Annotated in this window: 16 protein-coding genes; 5 read left to right on the top strand and 11 right to left on the bottom strand. The window is 45.0% G+C overall.

Annotation, left to right across the window (positions count from 1 at the left end; all coding sequences use genetic code 11):
- Window positions 1-87: 87 nt before the first annotated feature.
- The 3 genes from proX to PN466_RS18470 form a co-directional block, all read right to left on the bottom strand.
- The gene (gene proX / locus PN466_RS18480; RefSeq protein WP_271942169.1) at window positions 88-1101 is read right to left on the bottom strand and encodes a glycine betaine/L-proline ABC transporter substrate-binding protein ProX; all 1014 of its coding nucleotides are present in this window, start codon (window positions 1099-1101) and stop codon (window positions 88-90) included.
- A gap of 121 nt (window positions 1102-1222) precedes the next feature.
- Complete coding sequence (locus PN466_RS18475) at window positions 1223-1918, bottom strand: GUN4 domain-containing protein (protein ID WP_271942167.1); 696 nt, start codon at window positions 1916-1918, stop codon at window positions 1223-1225.
- Between the two features lie 304 nt (window positions 1919-2222).
- Window positions 2223-4259 carry an ATP-binding protein gene (locus tag PN466_RS18470; protein WP_271942165.1) on the bottom strand — a complete coding sequence of 679 codons (2037 nt, stop codon included), beginning with the start codon at window positions 4257-4259 and terminating at the stop codon, window positions 2223-2225.
- 491 nt (window positions 4260-4750) lie between these two features.
- Here PN466_RS18470 and PN466_RS18465 point away from each other — a divergent pair, with 491 nt between their 5' ends.
- The gene (locus tag PN466_RS18465; protein ID WP_271942162.1) at window positions 4751-5044 is read left to right on the top strand and encodes a hypothetical protein; all 294 of its coding nucleotides are present in this window, start codon (window positions 4751-4753) and stop codon (window positions 5042-5044) included.
- A 34-nt stretch (window positions 5045-5078) separates the two neighbouring features.
- Here PN466_RS18465 and treY read toward each other — a convergent pair whose 3' ends face one another.
- The gene (gene treY, locus PN466_RS18460; RefSeq protein WP_271942158.1) at window positions 5079-7922 is read right to left on the bottom strand and encodes a malto-oligosyltrehalose synthase; all 2844 of its coding nucleotides are present in this window, start codon (window positions 7920-7922) and stop codon (window positions 5079-5081) included.
- A 161-nt stretch (window positions 7923-8083) separates the two neighbouring features.
- Window positions 8084-9907, bottom strand: a complete 1824-nt coding sequence (treZ, locus tag PN466_RS18455; RefSeq protein ID WP_271942155.1) for a malto-oligosyltrehalose trehalohydrolase — start codon at window positions 9905-9907, stop codon at window positions 8084-8086.
- Between the two features lie 319 nt (window positions 9908-10226).
- Here treZ and PN466_RS18450 point away from each other — a divergent pair, with 319 nt between their 5' ends.
- Window positions 10227-10487 carry a hypothetical protein gene (locus PN466_RS18450; protein ID WP_271942152.1) on the top strand — a complete coding sequence of 87 codons (261 nt, stop codon included), beginning with the start codon at window positions 10227-10229 and terminating at the stop codon, window positions 10485-10487.
- A gap of 62 nt (window positions 10488-10549) precedes the next feature.
- Here PN466_RS18450 and PN466_RS26460 read toward each other — a convergent pair whose 3' ends face one another.
- The 3 genes from PN466_RS26460 to PN466_RS18440 are packed head-to-tail and all read right to left on the bottom strand — an operon-like array spanning window position 10550 to window position 12928.
- Window positions 10550-10951 (bottom strand): NACHT C-terminal alpha/beta 1 domain-containing protein, encoded by a 402-nt coding sequence (locus PN466_RS26460; RefSeq protein ID WP_390890033.1) that lies wholly within the window; start codon window positions 10949-10951, stop codon window positions 10550-10552.
- A complete protein-coding gene (locus PN466_RS18445; RefSeq protein ID WP_271942149.1) occupies window positions 10866-12236 on the bottom strand; it encodes a HEAT repeat domain-containing protein in 1371 nt (456 codons plus the stop codon). Before PN466_RS18445 ends, PN466_RS26460 begins: the two co-directional genes overlap by 86 nt.
- Window positions 12152-12928, bottom strand: coding sequence for a hypothetical protein (locus PN466_RS18440; protein WP_271942146.1), 777 nt, complete (start codon window positions 12926-12928; stop codon window positions 12152-12154). The genes PN466_RS18445 and PN466_RS18440 overlap by 85 nt, the downstream gene beginning before the upstream one ends.
- Before the next feature lie 211 nt (window positions 12929-13139).
- On the opposite strand from PN466_RS18440, the gene PN466_RS18435 reads away from it, so the two are divergent.
- The gene (locus PN466_RS18435; protein ID WP_271942144.1) at window positions 13140-13382 is read left to right on the top strand and encodes a hypothetical protein; all 243 of its coding nucleotides are present in this window, start codon (window positions 13140-13142) and stop codon (window positions 13380-13382) included.
- 181 nt (window positions 13383-13563) lie between these two features.
- Here the strand turns inward: PN466_RS18435 and treS are convergent, their stop codons facing one another.
- On the bottom strand, window positions 13564-17061 hold the full coding sequence (treS, locus tag PN466_RS18430) for a maltose alpha-D-glucosyltransferase (RefSeq protein ID WP_271942399.1): 3498 nt from the start codon (window positions 17059-17061) through the stop codon (window positions 13564-13566).
- Window positions 17062-17248: 187 nt separating this feature from the next.
- Here treS and malQ point away from each other — a divergent pair, with 187 nt between their 5' ends.
- The gene (malQ, locus tag PN466_RS18425) at window positions 17249-18772 is read left to right on the top strand and encodes a 4-alpha-glucanotransferase (RefSeq protein ID WP_271942141.1); all 1524 of its coding nucleotides are present in this window, start codon (window positions 17249-17251) and stop codon (window positions 18770-18772) included.
- 170 nt (window positions 18773-18942) lie between these two features.
- Window positions 18943-19473 (top strand): adenylyl-sulfate kinase, encoded by a 531-nt coding sequence (gene cysC / locus PN466_RS18420; protein WP_271942138.1) that lies wholly within the window; start codon window positions 18943-18945, stop codon window positions 19471-19473.
- A gap of 77 nt (window positions 19474-19550) precedes the next feature.
- On the opposite strand, the gene PN466_RS18415 is transcribed toward cysC, so the two are convergent.
- Together PN466_RS18415 and groL are read right to left on the bottom strand one after the other, a co-directional pair.
- Entirely contained in the window at window positions 19551-20201 is a 651-nt protein-coding gene (locus tag PN466_RS18415) for a Uma2 family endonuclease (protein WP_271942136.1), read from the bottom strand.
- A 117-nt stretch (window positions 20202-20318) separates the two neighbouring features.
- Window positions 20319-21983 carry a chaperonin GroEL gene (gene groL, locus PN466_RS18410; RefSeq protein ID WP_271942133.1) on the bottom strand — a complete coding sequence of 555 codons (1665 nt, stop codon included), beginning with the start codon at window positions 21981-21983 and terminating at the stop codon, window positions 20319-20321.
- Window positions 21984-22068: the final 85 nt, after the last annotated feature.

Genomic DNA, 22068 nt, shown 5'->3' with positions numbered 1-22068 from the left:
TTCTTTTTGCTGATAATTCTCGATAAAACAAGGGTCGCTAGACCCTTGTCTACCAAAGTATGGATGGCAAGCTGAAAGAAAATAGGATTAAGATTGAGCTTGCATCGCTTGTTCTACCCAACTATCAAATGACTCTTGATTGTCGGCAATCCACTGATTCACATGGCGATCGATATCTTCGGGGGTATTTTCTCCCTCTTGCATTAGCAGGTTTTGAGCATTAATATCGTCAAGGGGAATTTCCACCACTTCAAAGAGCTTTTTAGCAGCAGGATTGTCCTCCAGAAACTGTTGATTAGCAGCAACCATAATGCGATCAACTACAAAACCAAGATTTTTTCCATTGGCTGTGGTATCAGCTTCAGACACCTCCCCTTGTGCTTCGGGTAGATCGGTATAAGGAACTTCCAGCCAAATGGTCTCTTCACCGGGTTTTAATACACCGCCCACCCAATAGGGAGTCCAAGTATAGAAGAAAATAGGTTTCTCTTCTTTATAGCGAACCATGGTATCAGCAATCAAGGCCGAATACTGACCCTGATCGTGTTCAACGGTATCGCGTAAACCATAAGCATCTAAATGGTGTTCGATCACCAACTCGCAACCCCAACCGGGATCGCATCCAGTCAAATTGGCTTTTCCATTACCATCGGTATCAAAGAGTTGGGCAATTTCGGGGTCTTTGAGCTGCTCTAAATTGGTAATGTTATATTCATCAGCTGTTTTCTTATCAACTTGGTATCCTTGTAACACCGTAGGGGTTAGGACTCCAACTTGGGATAATTGTTCATCTCCACCACTATTTTGGTAAAAGTCGTTGTGTAATCTGTCCCAGTTCACAGCGGTGTACTGTATATCTCCGTTGCTGATCGCTGTATACAGGGTGGGGTAGGTGAGTTCTTTTGCTGTTTCTGTCTCATATCCCAATTCCTCTAAGGCTCTATTGATAATTAGAGTTTGAAAGCGCTCTTCAAGCAAGCTAGTATGGGCAGGGGTTATGGTTATACCTTCTCCAGGTAAGTTACCTGAGCCTTCTGCGGTCGTATCATTAGTAGGAGTGGTGTTACAGGCCATTACCCCCAAGAGCAACCCTGCTAACATTGTACCCAAGGCGAGTGATTTTATTCTCAATTGGATCATCGATTTACTTCACTAATACAACAATCAGATCTCTGATCTGTTTACCAATCAAGGTAGCATAAGAATCCACCTCTCCCTACTGTTAATCTGTCCAAGCGGGATGGGAAAGGAGTGAATCCATCACCCGAACCCCTCGCAGTTGGTTCGTCAGGGGTAAATGTCCCTTGGGAGCGGTCAAATCCCAGATAAAGCCACCCGGATACCGCGTCCAAGTTTTACCCGTACGCCATTGAATTTTCGGCCAGAGTTTTTCCCAGTTTTTGCCCAAGGATAACCAGATCTCCCGTTGAATGGAGAATCCAAATTTACCTTCGGAATACACGAGCCACAGGGTATTAATCGTGTGTAAATCGGTTCGGGGAAATTGGTTCACTTCGGAGAAATACAGCCACTTCCGAGTCATGGCACTTTCTCCTGCGAGTTCACACATTTTCAGGAGCGTCAGGCGATCGGCCTCTTGCCACTTCTGCTCGATTAACAGGTCTTGTAGAGGGCTGTAATCAATGTCGCGATCGGTATTTAAGGGAACCATTCCTTGGGGAAACTCACGATTGAGAAACTCTTGTACCACAGAAGAATCAGATGCTCTGAGCTTTAGGAATGCCGTTCCCTGTGGCCAAGTGGGATGGTGGCGATCGCTCTTCGCCAAAAAATCCATCAGCACCTGTTCCCCTGAACTCCCCAAAGTGCTGAGAGTCTCAAGGGTTTTCAGTTGGGTTTTCCCGTTCGGCGACGAGAGGGCAGTAGAGAGTTGTTCGAGATCGGTAAGTTCAGGCACAGAAACAGCAATTAAATCTTTGAATCCCTAATCGCAATCATTGTACCACGGGGGATGGGGGGATAGGGAAGATGGGGGAGACGCGGGGACACTCCAGACAAGGGGACACGGAGATCTTTCAAGGGAATGATTTTAAGATTCGAGTCAGGAAGAAACAGAGAAACCGGGACACGGGGACACGGATAATGAGATGACTCTATGAAATTTAAGGTGCTCTGAGGGTCTATGGATGCACAATCATGAAAATCATTCACTTGTCAGGACACGGAGATGGGGCAAAACCCTAATTGTTAATTATTAATTATTAATTGATCACTGGAATTTCCACCACAAATTCCGTACCCTGTTCCGGACTCGATTGAAACCATAAACGTCCGCCATGTCTTTGGGTGATAATTTGATAGCTAATGGATAGTCCTAAACCAGTCCCTTTACCGATAGGTTTGGTTGTGAAAAAGGGATCAAACAAACGAGGTTGTACTGACTGTGGAATTCCAGAGCCATTATCATGAATGCGAATAGCAACCCATGCATCTCCTAGAGCTTCTGTCTTAATCGCGATCCGGCTGGGATGATCTTTCAATGTTTTGCGGTCTAATTGCTGCTGTCGTTCATCAAGAACATCAATGGCATTACTCAACAAATTCATAAAGACTTGATTGAGTTGTCCGGGATAGCAATTGATTAAGGGAAGTTCCTGATAATTTTTAGTCACTTCAATAGCCGCACAACTCTGACAGCATTTAAGGCGATTTTGTAAAATCATCAAGGTGCTATCAATGCCTTCATGCACATCGACTGCCTTAACTTCTGATTCATCCAAACGGGAAAAGTTACGCAAGGATTTGACAATTTCCCGAATTCTGACGGTTCCTACTTGCATGGATTGCAGGGTTTTAGGAAAATCTTCGCTGAGGAAATCAAGTTCGATCGCCTCTATTTCTTGTTGGATGGCTTCAGGAGGTTGGGGATAATGCTCTTGATAGAGCTGCACCAAGGATAACAGGTCTTTGGTATAGGTTTGGGCGTGGGTTAAATTTCCATGAATAAAACTGACTGGATTATTGATTTCATGGGCAACTCCCGCCACCATCTGTCCCAAGCTAGACATTTTTTCACTTTGAACCATCTGAGCTTGAGTGTGTTTTAATTCTTCTAATGTCGTATTGAGTTGCTGGGTACGTTCTACCACTTTGAATTCTAAATCTTTTTTAGCTCCTTCTAATGCCTTAAACGTGAGCTGTAACTGAGCCGCCATCCGATTGAATGCTTTGGCGAGGGTTCCCAATTCGTCCTCTTGCGAGAGATAGACTCGTTGAGTCCACTGTCCCTTAGAGAGGTTCCATACGGCTTCTGTCAAATCGGTTAACGGTTGAGTCACCCAACGACTAAAATGCCAAGTGATTGAACCGACAACAATTAAGGTGAGTATACTGAGGGTAACCGCTGAACGATGATAATAGTTCTGGGGAGCGGAGACTTCAGATGCTTGCTGCATGAGAACGACTCCCCAACCATTGGCTAATTTGACAGATATGGATAACCAATGGATGCGATCGCTATCTTCAAATTTTAAGAGTCCTTCTTCACCCTTTAAAAGCTGTTGAACTGGGGGATAGGAGCTAAAATCCTGAAGCTTATTTTGTAGTAATTGCCGGTTTGGATGGGCTAACAGTTGACCTTGTTCATCAACGAGAAAGGCAAAGCCCGTTTTACCAATGTGGGTTACACCAATCACATTAGAAAGTTCCGTTAATACCATACCCATGCGGATCACTCCTTGGGGATGGAAGCGATCGCCGGTTTCTGCATAAACGGGAGCGGAAAAAATCACTGCGGGTTCTCCCGTCCCTCGAGTGATAAGGGTTTCACGGGTAATGGGTTGTCCTTTCATGGCTCCTTGGAACCATTTGCGATCGCTAAAATCGATCGGTTTAATCGTTTCTTGTTCGCTCAGGGCGATAAATCTACCCTCTTGGTTTGCAGCTCCAATACTCCAAACCTGCTCTTGATAAGTATGGTGAGTAGATTGTAGTAGGGGACGTAGTTGTTGGGGAGTCAGTTGAGAGAGTCCAGGTTCACGGCTGAGGTTTTGCACCAGTAAGGTATTCATCCGATCCCATTGCGTGACGCGATCGGCTAATCGTTGGGCTTGAAGGTCAAGAATTTGTCCACTCTCCTGGTTAATGAGCCGTCCCGCATCGAAAGCTTGTAATTGCAGAGCGCCTAGGACAATAGGGACAACCCCTAACAGGATAAAGAGAGTCATGCGCGATCGCAAACTCCCCATTAGCTTGATCCCAATCCAACGCCCTGAAGAAGAGCTACGGCTAGGAGTCATCTTTCTAGCAGATGAAGAACCAGATAGAGTAACCATGGAGAACCTCACATCAACCGCTCACTTCAACCCCTTCGGTATGAAGTACAACTATCTTATAATTGAGATGTGAAAAACTTGTGACAATCTTGCTATCTTTGAGGGGATTTCAAGGAATTTTTGTAAAGATTTTTACTCAATACGTCCTTAATAAAAGGATCGTCTTAAAATCTCAAAGTTGAATGCATAGGTATAGATACTGTTCAACACTTCGGGATCAAACTCTCATCCGTCATCCCTGATACAAAATTCAACATTCTGATTTTAATCCAGAGCAAAAACACCAAAATCACCCAACCTTACTCTCATTTTTTGCCACATATCTTCAAAAAGATTTAAAAAGAAAAATTTAAGTTTTTTGTATTCTTGGTCGAAATGGAAAAATTCCGCCTATTGTAGAAACGGATGACACCCAGTTGTCCTCCATGAAGTGAGGTTTACTGGATATAACTCATATGAACCTTTTACTGATTTTTGTCCGTTCCCTGTGTTTAGCCATTTTACTCAGTTTTGTTGCTCCTTGGATTCTGATTGGAGGAGTTATGATTGGCTTGGATGTAGGGACTCGAATTCCTGGATTAACAACCCTATCCCAAACCGGAGAAAGCCTCATTTGGCATTTCTTAGCCATTTTTGGCAATGGAGAACCCCTAGAAGGATTACTGGTGCTTGGAGTCACCTGTAGTCTCGTCGGGGCTATGTTTGATGCCTTTGCTTTTTATCGAGAACAAATTTGGCATAGTCATTAAGTCATTTGGCCTAATGTCCCGATGACCACTTGGTTTATGAAGTTTGTTTAATCAGCAAGGCTACGGGAAATTGGTTGAGAATCTCCCGCATCCACAGAGTATTTTCACCTTGGATTTCTTGCCCCGTAATCGCATCTTTCCACACCGCAGAAGACCCCGTGGGTAAAGAAATTCGAGTTTCATGCCAAACTTGTTCCCCCAAGGGGTATTCATCTTCCTTAATTAATTGAGTTAAAAACCGGGGAGCGATCACAATTGCACTTTGCTCATTCCAAGTCCTCATAAACGTTACAATATGAGATTTTAAACTCCCATTAACCGGCAACTTCTGGTAATCTCCCCGTTGAAACAATTCTTGATAGTCTTGACGAGCCTTGAGGGATTGAACAATAGTAAACAGCTTAATTTTACCTTCTTTTGGGTGCTGGAGAAGATCGGTAAATAAAGCAGACTTATTCTTTTTCCACTGCGATCGAATTTCATTAAGCAACTTTAATCGCTTCTTAAAGTCTACTGGCCGCCGGTTATCTGGATCGACCAACGTTAAATCCCATAACTCCGTTCCCTGATAAAAATCAGGCACACCCGGAACCGTAATTTTTAGCAGCGTTTGTGAAAGGGAGTTGAAAATACCGTAATGTTGAATTTTCTGCTGGAATTGACGGAACGAGGGTAAAAACTTATTCTGCTTCGTCTCCTTAAATAAACTATCCACAAACTTCAGGAATCCTTCCTCATAGGCCGTATCCGGACGCAACCATGCCGTATTGACCTTCGCTTCCCGAATAGCCTTGATTAAATACTCCTTAATCCGTTGTACAAATTCCCCTTTATCTTGGTCATCAAAAGGATAAATTCCCAACAGAGTCTGATAGAGGAAATATTCATCATTGGGAGTGGGCACATCTAAACCGCGCACCGTGTCTTTATACCCCGCATTCATCTTTTTCCAATCTTTTATATAGGTACTCCATTCCTCCGGGATTTCCGACAGCACATTAATTCTAGAGCGCATATCTTCCCCCCGTTTTGTATCATGGGTAGATGTGCCATTCATCGCATGGGGCCAATTTGAACACCGCTCTTGATTAAACCCATGGAACTCTTCTAGATAAAACCCAAATTGACCGGGTGTAGAACCGACCTCATTTAAAGACACCAAGCGGTTATAGATATATAAAACCGTATCCTCTACCGACTTGGCCATCAGCGGCCCCGTGAACTGCTGTTGACGCATGACAAAATGCAGCCATTGTTTTTTGTCTTCTGGGGTTAAATTGTCATCAAATTGCAGCAACAAGAACTTTTTAATAAAACTAATTTCGTTAATTAGCTCATTCAAAAAGCTAGGAATATTTTCTTGTGTCTTGGCAATCACTTGAGCAATACAGTCTTGGTCTAGGGTACTCACTTCATAATTGACTTCCTCTCCACTGACTTCTCCGCTAATATACGTCCGATAGACCGAGAAGGCTGCCATCACTTCCACCAAAGCCGCTTTCAACCCATAAATGGTAAAGTCACTCGAATAGCGATACTGGTCAGCAATCCGTTTGAGCAAATGCGCTAAGTTATCAATATCTCCTGCTAGATGTTTTTCCAGGATTTTGCGTTTATTCTCATCAATTAACTTATCGCATTTCAAGACATCACCAATAAATTGGCTATAGCACTGATCGAATTCTGCTTCCGAGTCTTGATAGCAAAAAATCCCATTGATATAGTTCAAGAAATCATAGCCGGTCGTTCCTTCAATCGGCCAATTCACTCTCAATTTCTCATGAGGTTCGATAATTTTTTCTGCTATAATATAGGCATTTTCTGCCTGATTTCTCAATCGAATTAGATATTGTTTGGGATCGTACAAGCCATCAATATGATCGATTCTTAATCCGGTGATTTTGTTTTCTTCTATCAACTGCAAAATCAGCTTATGACTTTGATCGAAAACGGCTCTATCTTCCACTCTCACACAAATTAAATCATTAACGGTAAAGAAACGCCGGTAATTGAGTTCTTCATTTCCCACTTTCCAGAAAGAGAGCCTAAAGAACTGCTCATTGAGTAAGTCATCCAGTAGATCAAAACTTTCAGGTTTACCGACCTCTCCATTAAAGACTTGAATATTCTCTTCTATAAAGACTTTAATTTCAGGATTGTCATTCCACAACTCCCAAATCATGCTTTTAATAAAACTAATCTGTTCGTACCGTTCTCGGTAACCTGCACTGCTGGGAATATATTGAATAGCATTAATTGCGTACAATACACCTAGGAATTTAACAAAATCTGGATGAGTTCTGCCTAGCTTGTTTCGCAATCGCTCGGAATTATGGTCTAATATTTTGCTATAAGACTCAATCTGAATGGGGAAATTCCAATCCCAATAGTTAATCGTAAACCCTTTTTTTTTATACTGGATTTTTAGTTCACCACTTTCTAGACAATCTCCATAAAATTTACCTAAAAATGGGGCTAAAACTCGGTGTCTAATGCCTTCATAGGGATGTTCCCAATCAATATCAAAATAGTCTTTGTATTGAGAGTTGGGGCCATTCTCTAGAACATCCACTAACAAGGGATTTTGGCTACTAAAGGCCATATGGTTAGGGACAATATCTTGTATCCAGCCAAGTTTGTGTTTTTGCACCCCTTCAATGAGCTTTTCAAACTGTTCTTCTCCACCGAGTTCGGGGTTAATTTGATTGGGATCGACTACATCATAGCCATGGGTGCTACCACTTTGAGCTTTCAAGATGGGAGAAGCGTAAATATCAGAAATCCCTAATTCAGATAAGTAGCGAAGAATGGACTGAGCTATTTCAAAGGTAAATTGGGGGGTAAATTGGAGTCGATAGGTCGCGGTGGGAATTTTCATAAAGTAGTATATCAGAAAAACAGTTCGGATTGATTATAGCGTCAATCCAGGAGTTATAGCATTTTGCTCTGAAGTGGCGCTTAAAAAGGTGCTAACAAAGGGCGGAGAGCAATTTGCCTTAATAGAAATGGTATTGGGTACACAATCAATGGAATTTAACGCTAGGATTGAGTATACAAGACAAATCCCCAACCGGAGAGCGTGATTTCTTTGCCTGCGCTCAGTTCTTGGGGGTTGGTTTGTCCGAAACCGCTCCATTGTGGAGCGGCAGAATCAAGGATTTTTGTCCAAACTCCAGGGGGAATGGAGGGGGTGAAGGTAATCGGATCGGAGTTGAAATTTAGACAGATATAGACATGAGAAGTGTTAGCGTGACGATGGAGGAGAATCACGGAGGTATCCGTGGGATGTATCACTTTTGTATGCTCTGTTTTAAGGGAGGCTAAAGCAGGATGAGTTTTGCGTAATTCGATGAGGGTTTTATGGAGCGATCGCAGAATTTTATGATTTCCTTGTTGTCCTAATTCCCAGTTTAAGGTCGATTCCTCAAATACGTCCACACTTTGGGGGTCAGGGACTTCTTTTTGCCAACCAAATGACTTAAATTCTTCGGCTCTTCCTTTACGTACGGCTGCCACTAAATCGGGGTCGCCATGGCTGATAAAATACTGAAAGGGCGCGGTTTCTCCATATTCTTCTCCCATGAATAACATGGGGATAAAGGGAGAGAGCAATACAGCGGCTGCTGCTAATTTTAACTGATCGAATCCAACTAGGGTAGAGAGGCGATCGCCAGCTAATCGATTTCCCACTTGGTCATGATTTTGGATACAGACCACAAAACACTCCCCTGGGTAGCTTAACGAGGAATTGCCATGGGAGCGCTGACGATGGACTGAATATTGACCTGAATACACATAACCTTCGCGATAAGCCTTCGCTAAGTGGCTTACCTGACCGAAATCTTCGTAATATCCTGAAGTCTCTCCCGTTAACACGCTATGGAGAGCATGGTGAAAATCATCACACCATTGACTATGATGTCCCCACCCACCCGTCTCCCGGGACTGGAGAACTCGCACGTCATTTAGATCGCTTTCCGCAATTAAATAATGGGTATATCCTAACTTTTGATCCAAGGCTTCCACGGCTGCCCCCAACTGTTGCAGAAAAGGCTGGGCGCTAAAATCATAAATGGCATGAACTGCATCCAAACGCAGAGCATCGATATGATATTCTTCTAGCCAATAGAGGGCATTTTCGATAAAGAAATTGCGTACCTGGTCACTTGCTGCATCGTCATAATTGACCGCATCCCCCCAAGGGGTGCGATATTTATTGGTGAAATAGGGGCCATAATCCCAAAGATAATTGCCCTCCGGGCCAAAATGGTTGTAAACCACATCCAGAATGACGGCAATTCCCGCTTGATGACAGGCATTCACCAGGGTTTTCAGTCCATCCGGCCCTCCATAGGAGGATTGCACCCCATAGAGATAGACCCCATCATATCCCCAGTTGCGACTACCGGGAAACGCGGCAACCGGCATCAGTTCAATGGCGTTAATGCCTAAATCGAGTAAATCTGGCAGTCGGTCAATAATCGCTGTAAAAGTTCCTTCAGTCGTAAACGTGCCCACATGCAGTTCGTAGATCGCATATTGCTCTAAGGGCAGACCGTTCCAGTCTCGATCTTGCCAGACAAACCCTTGATGATCCACGACTTGCGAGGCATCGTGAACCCCTTTCGGTTGCAGGGAGGAAGCGGGGTCAGGACGGTCTAGGGTAGTGTCGAGTTGATAAAAGTAGAGGCTTCCAGGTTGAACATCACTAATGGTTGCCGACCAATACCCCTGTTCGTCTCGTGAAAGGGGAATTAGCCGCTCTTGGGGAGAAACCAGGTGAACAGCAACTTCTTGCCGTTGAGGGGCCCAAACTCGAAATTCACACTGGTTGTTTCCCAAATATTGAGATCCAATTTTCATCTGTTCAAGACCCTTAACTGCATCATCCGATCTTAGTACAGGATTGGCCGGGGTAGAAAACCGGTTTTCTTTTGCACCTCCCAACGAAGAGCAGTAGTGGATTGTTTCACCTAAAATAGGGCTTTGTTTGGTGTAAGCACGAAGAGTGCTTAAAAGCCTAGCTGGAGATTGCTCAAGCCCTCACTACGAAGGAAATCTAATGCATCAAATTAGATGAAACAGTCCAGTAGGATGCGTTATTCATACACCCTATTTGATTTTTGCGATAATACGATTGGAGCTAGATGACGGCGATCATTTCCCTGAATCAGGAGGACAAATGGTTAGACAACGTTGGACGGATGAAATGCTCGATGAGTTGGCTTCGAGTGTAGATGAACTCAGAGATAGTGTTAGTGAGATCAAAGATAGCGTGGATGGGTTGAGAGTAACCAGTCAAGCGCTCTTACAAGTTGCGGCTCAAAATCAACGAGATATGGAATTAATTAAGGAGCGACAAGCGGAAAGTGATGCACGATTTAATGTTTTACTCGAAGAAGTTCGTTATCTGACTCGACGAGAACGAGAGGATGAGGGATAGAAACCGGGTTTCTTGCTACATTGGTATTCCACCAGGAAAGTCCTGAAAAACCGGGTTTCTTTTCACGCCAGGGAGTCTAGCCAATATTGCAGCGCCGAGACCAAATGCTCCTGCTCCGGGGGGAAGCCGCGCAGGGGAGCATCCAGGGGAGTGGGGGTAATCCAGGCAATGGAGACGGTGGGAGCGAGGAACTGGCACAGATGCAGGAGGCACTCTTGCGGGTCGCCGTTGTCCAGAATCAGGGCAATGTGGGGGTGGCGCAGTTGGGCGTTGGTGAGTTCGGTTTCCAGGTCGAAAGAGTCGCTAATTTTGGGGAGGGTTTCCCCAGGAAAGAGTTGCGGAAAGATGCGGTTACTGAAGGCTTTGGCCAGTTTATCCTCATTGGTCTGCGACTTCGGGATGGGGGGCAGTGTCGAGATGATGCCAAGCGCGGTAGAAGTCGGTGTAGGGGAGGTCTTGGGCAATCTTCCAGAGGAGTTCGTAGCAATTATCAAAAAGGTGCAAGTTATTTTCGTTTTTTTCATTGCTCAGGTAAGGTTGGAGAGCCAAGACTATCTCTTGCCGTTGTTTATGGGTAGTGAGAATATCCCCTAGACTCTCAACTATTTGCCAACAAGTAGTATCATCCTCAGTTTGGTGTAAAAGTTGCACCAGCGAATTGATCGCCTCAGCATTTCCTTGTCCGATTTTCCCTAAAGTCCAAACCGCCTGCAAACAGATACTATAATCGTTAGTCTCCTTGAGAAGTTTAACTAGAGCAGGGATCTCTTGGGGATGTTCCGGGTCTCTCTTCCCTGAACTCTCAGCCACCTGCCAACCAGTATTACCATGCTTAGTTTCCTTCAGAACAGAGATCGCCCGAACATTTTCTGGGTCGATTTCCTTTAAAATCAAAGCTGCTTGCATACGGGTATATGTATCCTGAGTCTCCTTGAGAATTTCCTGCAAAGCGGAGATCGCCTGAGCATTTCCTGGGTCAGTGTTCCCTAAACTATAAGCTACCCACATACGGGGATGTATATCCTCAGCCTCCCTAAAAATTTCTTCGAGAACAGCGATCACCTGAGCATTTCCTGGGTTGATGCTTCCTAAACTCACAGCCACCCGTCTACGGGTATCTGTAGGACATTGGAGACATTCGAGCAGATCGCAGAGTTCTTTAATTGCCCGTTGTCGGTCAGTTTGGGGTAGGATGTCCCTAGCTCCGTATTGAATCGGATCGAGAAATGTTTGCCATTGCTGTTTCTTGATATTGAAATATCCAAACCCCCATTTCACAAGCTGCGGGATAATTTTATCGGCAAGAGAACGAGATTTAAACTCACTAATACCAGCCGCAGCTAACCATAAAGCAGAAAACTTGTAAAACTGAGCATCCATTCCATCTTTAAAATTCACCAACGCCTGAATAAACTCCTCCTTCTTATCCTCCACATCTCCACGCCCCAACCACAATAAAATCACCTCGCGCCAACGAGATTCAAAAATCCGATAGGGTTGGCTCGAAGGCTGTTCTGGCGAATGATCCGACGGTAGAAAAAAGTGCCAATCTGCCACTGCACAAGCGGCAAAATACTCCTGAAATGTCAAATGGAAAAAGGCATAAACCGGCTCATCGGTGCGAGTATCCCGATAGACAACATTCAACCATCCCACATTTTCCGCTAACTGAAACCATTCCCCCAACACCTGTTCTCCAGTAAAAACTCTTCCAGCGTCATCCCCTGCAACCGCGCCAAGGGTATCCAAATCGGATAACGTTCTCTCTTAATCAACTCCTGCCCAATCTGGTCTAACCAGGTCGTTTTTCCGGCTCCCGGCTCCCCAATAATCGCCCAATTTTTCCCCGCATTGCCAATCACTTGCGCTAAAAATTCTTCGTGTTCGTAGCGCTGTTCGATCTCGTTTTCCGTCAGTTCATACTGCTGCATCCCCGCTTCCGCACCGGGCATGTCTTCCCCCGTCCGTCGCGGTTGCTGCTTGCGCTTCACCAATCCCAAGGGCACATAAACCTCGACCTCATGCCCCATTTCTGTGGCACTCTTGCGCCGTTCTTGCTCCTCGTTAAATGCGTCAGTACAGAGCTGTTGCCAGTCGATTCCCTTTTCTGCTGGTTCATGGTCTTTTTCCCACTCCGGAAACTTGACTGTCCATAACCAGTAATATGCCTGCTCCCAAGGACTCTCACCTTTTTTAGCGCGTCCTTTCTTACTGACAATTTCACAGCCATCTTGCTTTAAACGTTCACCAATGTTCTGCAACTCATCTTGAATCTTCTGTCTTTTGTTCAAACCATCCTCAAAAGACAACCGCAACTGATTATGAGGTTTATCGGCATTAGCTTGATCGAAACGAGCCAAGAAGACCTTGCGCCTATCGAGATAAAACCCGTACTCATCCGCCAGATATTCAAGAAACTGCCGTTCACGCTCTCTGTTCATTTTCCCAACAGTTTATTTTTTTCATTATATACCACTCGGCTCAGAAACCCGGTTTCTTCAAGAAACCGGGTTTCTAGTTCCTAGGCTAGGTTTCAGCCTAAATAGAAAAATTCTATTTGAATTCTACTTATGTCTAATTTTATTCCTATTTAGCTTCTTCTACCGTGATTTCAATACCCAAAAAACGTTGAAGAATCAGGAGAAAAATGCAATGGAAAGCCAATATGAAAACTTCTTTATTAATCCCGAAAAACTGGCTAAAAATCGACAACGGGAAGTTCTGGAAAACCTGGGAACTACTTTGGTTGACCCCCATATTCAACAACTGACGAGTATTCCCAGTCACACACCCCCTATTCCTGCTCATCCCGTTGTCGGGTTCGGGTGTGCTTCGGGTTGGTTGCTGGTGACGTTTATCTATTGCTGGATGAAGCGGAAAATCGATGGAAAATAGCCCTCTCCCACAGAATTTGTACGCTGGGCAGGAGAAGGCGGTTTTATTCTATAGCGCTGCGCGCTAGGGAATAGGGAATAGGTGATGGTAGCTAAGTTTCACTCTTGAACCGGAGTCCTCACCAACTCTTTCTCTGCTATAGTAGGGGCGAGTTATACCCCATCTACAAACCTATTATCCCTTACCCATGACTGCCCGAAGTGCTACGGGACTGTAAAAGAGGAATCAGATAGGACATATCAGAAACTTGCAAGAGTTTTAAAGTACGCGATAGGGGGATTCTCACCCAAGTGGGACGATGGGTGAGTTCGTAGGAAATGGCGTAGACTGATTTTTCCAGGATGTAAGCGTCGAGTAGCACTTGCATTTCCCGTGGGGTATCGGGGAGGAAGTTGCCTTGGCTGGCGTTTTGCAGATAGGCTTTGACAAAGACAAGGTTAACCCAACTGCACCAAAAGTCTGACCATTGCTCCATGTCGGACAGGTTGTCGGGGTCAATCATGCCATTATCGACTTCTTGTTGTAGGGCGACGCTGGCAGCATAGTGGAAGGATTGTAGCATTCCGGCCACATCTCGCAGGGGCGATCGCTTCATGCGTCGTTCGCTCAAGGGTCGATTGGTTTCCCCTTCAAAGTTGGTGATCACAAAGTCTTTACCAGTATAGAGGACTTGTTCTAAGTGATAATCCCCATGACAACGGGTTCTCAGGGCAGTAATCTTCAAGTCAATGACAGAGCCAAAGCGCTTTAATAATTGGTCTTTGCGATTAATTAAGTCCATCGCGATCGATTGCCAGTCTTCGGGGAGTCGGTTGAGACGCTTTTGTAAAAATAGGAGGGTTTTACCGCTCAGATTCCGCATATATTGGTAAATCGACCGTTGGTAGAAAGATGAAAAGGGTTCTGGGGCAAAGTGTCGATTGTCGAGATCGGAGGCTAGGGCTAGATGGAATTCAGCCATGTATTGGCCCAGACGTTCAGCGGAGCTAAGGTAAGATCCGATTAGGGAGTAAACGACTTCAGGAATCTCAGCCATGGAATCATGGCTCTCTAAGTCTAAGTCGGTCGATTTTGAGGTGACATCCAGGGTAAAGTCCTTGAGGTTAGGTAAGGGTAGGTCGGCAATTTCAATGGGAGTAGCCATGACTTGCTCGAAATAACCCCGCAAATTATCGAGGGTATATGACCAACCGTCGCGGATGTCGGGAATAAAGTCGCGCAACACGCCAATAGTCATGGAGGGTTTACCGGGGCGACGATATTCTAGGGAACCATAAAAGGGGGTAATTTCGCCCGATCGCAGGGAGAACGTTTTGGGGTTCGGTTCCAAGTCTAAGCTAATTCTACGGGTGAGAAATTCCCCAATTTCCAGGTCGGCATTGATTCCTTCTTCAATTTGCCGGAAGAGTTTGAGAACCAGATGATGGCGATCGACTTCAGCTTGAGGATCGCTATAGATAATCGAAGTATGTTTGTGTTCGCCTCGCAAGACTTGGGGATCTAAGGATTCAATCCCTTGGCTCAATTGTTCGGGGGTTTTAAACAGATAGGGAACAATTTTGCCTGCAATCCCTTGATATTGCCAACCGTTGGCGATCGCCTCTAACATGAATCTGAGGAAATCTGGATCGGCGCTGGCTTCGTATAAAATACCGGTTTCGCCGAATTCTTGCACGTTGATTTTAGCAACCATGCGATCGCTATACATGAGGTCTTCCTCAACACTAATGGCTTCGTATGCAATAGAAAAAGCATAGGTTTCGGCTGCACCTTCGGTATAGTTGACCTGAATGAGCAGAATCTGAGCTTCCCGGTTTTGGTAAGGAATGGGAATCACATCCACAATTTGTGTGGATTGAATGGTGCGCGATTTACCCGTAAACCAGGAGCGAGTAATCAGATAGTGGGGTAGATGGAGTTCAAAGCGGGTTTTGGGATCGTTTTGATAAAACGCGCTTGGCCAGGGGCCGGTCGGGACTTCTAGGGTGGGAAGTTGGGTAACAGGAACCGGACTTGGGGTTAAATTTTCCTCGATTTGTAGGGTGAACCAGTAGAAAGCGTAGGGACTGAGGCTGAGAAAATAGGAACCCTCGGCGATCGCCGGAAATTCAGTACGGCCAAAGATTTCTACGGGTTTCATCCCTTGGAAGGGGGATAGGTCTAGCTCTACAGTTTGCACAAACCGGGAGAGGTTAGCCACCACTAGGATATGTTCGCCGGCATAGGTGCGGGTAAAGGCTAATACTTTGCGGTTGTCGGGATACAGAAATTCAAAGCTTCCTCGACCGAAGGCTTGGAAGCGTTTCCGGGTGGCGATCAGCCGTTTCATTGACCACCAGAGGGCGTTGGTGTTGCTGCGTTGAGCTTCGACGTTGATCGCTTCGTAATGGTATTCAGGGTCGAGAATGGGAGGAGCGTAGAGGCGTTGGGGGTTGGTGCGGCTAAATCCAGCATTACGGTCAGCGCTCCATTGCATGGGGGTACGGACTCCGTTGCGATCGCCCAAATAAATATTATCCCCCATGCCAATTTCATCCCCATAATAGAGGACGGGGGTTCCGGGTAAGGAAAAGAGCAGACTATTGAGTAATTCTATGCGGCGGCGATCGTTCTCCATTAAGGGACTTAAGCGGCGACGAATCCCTAAATTAATCCTCGCTTGCGGATCTTGGGCATAGACCCGATACATATAATCTCGGTCTTCATCCGAGACCATTTCTAAGGTCAATTCATCATGATTTCGCAGAAATAGCGCCCATTGACAGTTATTCGGAATTTGGGGGGTTTGTTGTAAGATATCTATGATTGGAAAACTATCTTCCATTTTCAATGCCATAAACAGACGCGGCATCAACGGAAAATGGAAATTCATGTGGCATTCATCACCCCGGCCAAAATAGGCAGCCGCATCCTCAGGCCATTGATTCGCTTCAGCCAGTAACATGCGGTTGGGAAATTTTTCATCAATATGGCTGCGCAGATCCTGCAAAAATGTATGGGTTTGGGGTAAGTTTTCGCAATTCGTTCCTTCTTCCTCATATAGATAGGGAACTGCATCTAAGCGCAGACCATCAACTCCCATCTCTAACCAAAAATCCACCACTTCTAAAATAGCTTTCTGCACTGCTAGATTTTCATAGTTTAGGTCTGGTTGATGGGAATAAAATCGATGCCAATAATAGGCATTCGCCACAGAATCCCAAGACCAGTTAGAATGTTCAAAGTCTTGGAAAATAATCCGAGCACCTTGATATTTACTAGGGTTGTCATTCCATACATAAAAGTCTCGCTCTGGTGACCCTGGAGGCGCTTTTCTCGCTTGCTGAAACCAAGGATGCTGATCAGAGGTATGGTTAACGATTAATTCGATAATGACTCGAATGCCTCGTTTGTGGCTCTCGCGTAAGAATTCTTTGAAGTCCTCTAAATTTCCATAAATGGGATTGACGCTATTGTAATCGGCAATATCATAGCCATCGTCTTTGAGGGGAGACGGGAAAAAGGGCAGTATCCACAGGGCAGTGACCCCTAATTCTTGGATGTAGTCTAGTTTGTCCTTGAGTCCACCGAAATCACCGATACCATCTCCGTTACTATCGGCAAAAGCCCGGACAGGAACTTCATAAATAACCGCATCTTTAAACCAAAGGGGATCGTCTTTGAGGATGGAGTGGCTCATTTCTTCTATTGTCCAATGTTCTTGATTTTTCATTTTAATACCTGAAGCAAAAAAATAGGAGTCGCTCAAGAAAATGAGCAGATGAATAAAACAACAACAAATCCGCCCCAGCGATCGCGAGGGACTTTTTGTCTTATTCTATGGAGAGGACCGATCATCCGTATCTCTTGTAGAGTTTGTAATTCCTATGGCTTTTGAACGCGCAAGTGGCATCTTATTACACCCAACATCCTTGCCCAGTTCCTTTGGAATTGGCGATTTAGGAGAGAATGCTTACCGATTTATTGATTTTCTCGCTCGGAGTGGGCAAAAAATATGGCAAATTTTACCCCTAGGACCAACGGGTTATGAACATTCTCCTTACACGATGAATTACAGTGCTTTTGCCGGTAATCCCTTGATGATTAGCTTAGAGCAATTAGCCACAGAGGGATTATTAAATTCTGAGGAATTAATCCCTCTCAATGGAGAAGATATCCTCCCCAACCGAGTGAATTTTGATCGGGTGATTCCCCACAAATATGGGTTCCTCAAACAGGCCTATGAAACCTTTAAGGAACAGTTAGCAGAAGAGGAAAATCCTGCCTTGACTAACTTTACTCAATTTTGTCAGGAACAGGCCAGTTGGTTAGATGATTATGTGTTATTTATGTCCCTGATGGAGGAGAATGGGGGACAAGCTTGGAATCATTGGGAAAGATCGCTCGCTCGTCGCGAACCCCAGAGCCTAGCTCGTAAAAAAGAAACCCTTGTTGATTCCATCCTATACCATCAATTTCTGCAATTCAAGTTTTTTGAACAGTGGCGAAACCTGCGCCAGTACACCAACGAAAAAGGCATTCAAATTATCGGTGATGTTTCGATTTATGTTTGCCACAACAGCGCCGATGTCTGGGCAAATCCCGAAATTTTCAAGTTAGATCCCCAAACCTTGGAACCGGCATGGATGGCAGGCGTACCTCCGGATTATTTTAGTGCGACAGGGCAATTGTGGGGGAATCCAGTTTATGATTGGAATAAATTGCAAGAAACGAATTATGCTTGGTGGATTGAACGCTTCCGAGCCACGCTGCAATATGTAGATGTCGTCAGAATTGACCATTTCCGAGGCTTTGAAGCCTATTGGCAAGTACCTGCGGGTGAAGAAACAGCGATGAATGGAGAATGGGTAAAGGCTCCAGGATTTGAGTTTTTCCAAACCTTGGGTGAGGAATTAGGCAGTTTACCCGTTTTAGCGGAAGATTTGGGCATTATTACGCCAGAAGTGGAAGAATTACGGGATCATTTTAACTTTCCAGGAATGAAAATTCTCCTATTTGCCTTTGGGGGGGGATCTGATAATGCTTATTTGCCCCATAATTATCCCCAAAATTCAATTTGCTATACGGGAACCCACGATAATGATACGGCAGTGGGGTGGTGGGAAAAGGCGAGCCAAAAAGAAAAACAGCATTTAGCCGAATATCTCGGTTATAGTTCCCCGGAAGAAATTACTGAGATTTCTTGGCTGTTAATCCGTATAGCCTTGAGCGCGGTAGCCGTTTGGGCAATTCTCCCCCTACAAGATTTATTCAGTTTAGATAACCAAGGACGAATGAACGATCCCAGTGTCAGTGCTGGAAATTGGCGTTGGCGCTATGCTGATCCAGGAATGTTGAGTCAGGAATTAGGCGATCGCCTGCTACACTTAACTCAATCCTATGGCCGCTAAGAGTGCGACGCACTAGGGAATAGGGAATAAGTTTCAGCACTGAGGATTAACCCATTCTTCTACTCCTTGCCCCCTACCTATTACCCATTACCAGCGTGTAGCGCTCCTGACTTTCACAAGTTGACCAGAAAAGAGTACAGTAGATCTAAATCTTAAAACTTTTTGCTCATATGAATCACCGTGGTGTTACAATCTGGTTTACTGGTCTCAGTGGCGCTGGTAAAACCACTATTACCCAAGCCCTAGAAAAAAAACTACGCGCTGCTGACGTTAAATTAGAAGTCCTAGATGGGGATATTGTTCGTACAAACCTCACCAAAGGATTAGGCTTTAGCAAAGAAGACCGAGATGAAAATATCCGCCGTATTGGGTTTGTTTCCCATCTATTAACCCGAAATGGGGTGATTGTTTTAGTTTCTGCTATTTCTCCCTATCGAGCTATTCGAGAAGAAGTGCGTCAGAGAATTGGCGATTTCGTGGAAGTGTTTGTTAATGCTCCCTTAGCTATTTGTGAAGAACGGGATGTGAAAGGATTGTACAAACGCGCCAGAGCTGGGGAAATTAAACAATTCACCGGTATTTCTGACCCCTATGAACCCCCAGAAAACCCAGAAATTGAATGCCGCACGGATCTCGAAGAGTTATCTGAAAGTGTGGATAAAGTTTGGAATAGACTGGTAGAAATGGGTTATCTCAGCTAAGGTTTTATTTCTCTTCTGGGAAGCGGAGATAGGGAGAGGTTGGTGCTAGTGTGTCTAGTATTTCCCATGCCCTATTCCTATTCCCTATAAACTGTCTGCTTTCTAACCCAAGCACGAAATTCTTTTATCACTCGATTACGTCCCTCTATCTTACTGCGTTCCAGATATTCAGGAATCACTTGCCCAACCGCAAAATCAGGGAAATGAAAACTCTGCTGAACTTGAACATATTTCCCCCCTTGCAAAACACTAATTTCTAACCGTTTCCCATTAAATCTCCAGAGTTCACGCACCCCTAAATTGACATAATTATTTAAGGGAGTCCGGGACGTTATATCAATTTCAATGGCCAAATCTGGAGGCGGATCAACGGTTACATCTATCCGCTTTTTTCCGCGAATATCGGCTTCATGTTCGATGTAGAAACAATCATCTGCTTCTACTCCTTGTTGCATGGAGGTGCTTTTGAAGGTGGTTGATCCCAAACTCCTAAATTCTAAATCAAGTTCTTCTAGAAGAACTTTAATAAAATCAGAAATCATGACTTTATTATCTTCATGTTCGGGTAACGGAACCATAATTTCTAAAAATCCCTGACTGTAATTAATTCGCGAACTGCGTTTTTCTCCCAATTCTTCTAGCAATTGTTCGTACATTGACCAACTAATATCGGTCATTAGTAGTTGTTGTCCAGGAGCAACCCGAATTTGTTGAACTTGAACTTGCATAAATTTCTCCAATTCCCTATTCCCTAGGATGAAGCGCTGTATACTGAAAGCAGCTTGTTCTTACGAGCAAGCTGCCAAAAGTTAGGTGAAATGGAGGGGAAAACCTTCCATGGGTAATTACATCATACCCATGCCGCCCATGCCACCCATGCCGCCCATGCCACCCATGCCGCCCATGCCGCCCATATCGGGAGCAGCAGCTTTGGGTTCAGGTTTTTCGACCACTAACGCTTCAGTGGTTAAAACCATTCCAGCAATAGACCCTGCATTTTGCACGGAAGAGCGAACAACTTTAGCGGGGTCAATAATACCAGCGGCAATCATGTCTACATATTCACCCGTGGCGGCATTGTAACCCACATTAAATTCGGTTGTCCGTACATGGGCAACGATAACTGAACCTTCAACGCCAGCATTATCAGCGATTTGACGTAGGGGAGCAGCTAGAGCACGAGCGACGATCTCTGCACCAATTTGTTCTTCGGCGGTTAATTGTCCTTTGAGTTCTTCAACTTTGTTGGAGAGGTGAATTAAGGTGGTTCCGCCTCCGGGAACAATGCCTTCATCAACGGCGGCTTTGGTTGCGTTGAGTGCGTCTTCGATGCGGAGTTTGCGGTCTTTGAGTTCGGTTTCGGTGGCTGCACCAACTTTGATTACAGCAACACCACCAGCGAGTTTGGCGATCCGCTCTTGGAGTTTTTCTTTATCGTAGTCGGAGTCGGTTTCGTCGAGTTGGCGACGAATTTGGGCGATCCGCTTTTCGACATCGGCTTGGGTATTGTTTTCGGAAACGATGACGGTGCTGTCTTTGTCGATGCTGATTTTGCGAGCAGTTCCGAGCATGTCTAGCTCGACGGTATCGAGGCTTAAGCCAACTTCTTCGGAAATGACTTGACCACCGGTTAATACAGCGATATCTTGCAGCATTTGTTTGCGGCGATCGCCAAATCCAGGGGCTTTAACGGCAGCAGCATTCAGCACACCTCTAGCTTTATTCACCACTAGGGTAGCTAGGGCTTCGCCTTCAATGTCTTCGGCAATAATGAGTAGGGGTTGACTGGCTCTGGCCATTTTTTCTAAAACGGGAACCAAGTCTTGAATGGAACTGATTTTTTTGTCGGTGAGTAGGAGTTTTGCATTCTCATATTCCACCGTCATTTGGTCGCTGTTGGTGATGAAATAGGGAGAGAGATAACCGCGATCGATTTCCATCCCTTCAACCACTTCTAGCTCGGTGAGCAAGGATTTGGATTCTTCAACGGTGATGACACCATCTTTGGTTACCGCTTCCATCGCTTTGGCAATCATTTGCCCGACTTCTTCGTCATTGCCAGAAGAAACGGTGGCGACTTGGGCGATCGCCTCTCCTTCTACAGGTTTGGCAATGGCTTGAATTTCTGTGACTAAGTGGGCAATGGTTTTTTCAATTCCCCGACGTAGCGCTACGGGGTTTGCACCAGCAGCCACATTTTTTAACCCTTCCTTCACCATGGCTTGAGCTAAAACGGTGGCAGTGGTAGTTCCGTCTCCCGCCGTGTCTTTGGTTTTGGAAGCCACTTCCCGGATCAGTTGCGCTCCGGTATTTTCTAGGGGATCTTCGAGTTCAATTTCTTTAGCAACGGTGATCCCATCATTGATGATTTGGGGCGCACCAAATTGCTTTTCTAACAGCACATTCCGACCTTTAGGGCCAAGAGTAATGCGGACGGCATCCGCTAGGGCGTTTACACCTTTTTCTAAGGCTTTGCGCGATTCTTCCTTAAATGAGACGATTTTAGCCATACACCTTTAGGGTTAGGTTTACGTGATATCATCAGCCAATTTAGCACTCTAACTAAGAGAGTGCTAACCTCTTCCACATATATCA

Origin of the sequence: Roseofilum reptotaenium CS-1145 (genome assembly GCF_028330985.1) — a bacterium.
GTDB classification, from domain to species: Bacteria; Cyanobacteriota; Cyanobacteriia; order Cyanobacteriales; family Desertifilaceae; genus Roseofilum; species Roseofilum reptotaenium.
The sequence above is the reverse complement of the archived record's forward strand: the minus strand, read 5'-3'. Positions and strand labels throughout refer to the sequence as shown.

Coding starts and splice junctions, on each gene's coding strand:
- treS (WP_271942399.1), bottom strand. CDS start 17,061: ATGAGCCACTCCATCCTCAAAGACGATCCCCTTTGGTTTAAAGATGCG.
- PN466_RS18415 (WP_271942136.1), bottom strand. CDS start 20,201: ATGCAAGTTCAAGTTCAACAAATTCGGGTTGCTCCTGGACAACAACTA.
- cysC (WP_271942138.1), top strand. CDS start 18,943: ATGAATCACCGTGGTGTTACAATCTGGTTTACTGGTCTCAGTGGCGCT.
- PN466_RS18440 (WP_271942146.1), bottom strand. CDS start 12,928: ATGAACAGAGAGCGTGAACGGCAGTTTCTTGAATATCTGGCGGATGAG.
- PN466_RS18470 (WP_271942165.1), bottom strand. CDS start 4,259: ATGACTCCTAGCCGTAGCTCTTCTTCAGGGCGTTGGATTGGGATCAAG.
- PN466_RS18450 (WP_271942152.1), top strand. CDS start 10,227: ATGGTTAGACAACGTTGGACGGATGAAATGCTCGATGAGTTGGCTTCG.
- PN466_RS18465 (WP_271942162.1), top strand. CDS start 4,751: ATGAACCTTTTACTGATTTTTGTCCGTTCCCTGTGTTTAGCCATTTTA.
- treY (WP_271942158.1), bottom strand. CDS start 7,922: ATGAAAATTCCCACCGCGACCTATCGACTCCAATTTACCCCCCAATTT.
- treZ (WP_271942155.1), bottom strand. CDS start 9,907: ATGAAAATTGGATCTCAATATTTGGGAAACAACCAGTGTGAATTTCGA.
- PN466_RS18435 (WP_271942144.1), top strand. CDS start 13,140: ATGGAAAGCCAATATGAAAACTTCTTTATTAATCCCGAAAAACTGGCT.
- groL (WP_271942133.1), bottom strand. CDS start 21,983: ATGGCTAAAATCGTCTCATTTAAGGAAGAATCGCGCAAAGCCTTAGAA.
- proX (WP_271942169.1), bottom strand. CDS start 1,101: ATGTTAGCAGGGTTGCTCTTGGGGGTAATGGCCTGTAACACCACTCCT.
- malQ (WP_271942141.1), top strand. CDS start 17,249: ATGGCTTTTGAACGCGCAAGTGGCATCTTATTACACCCAACATCCTTG.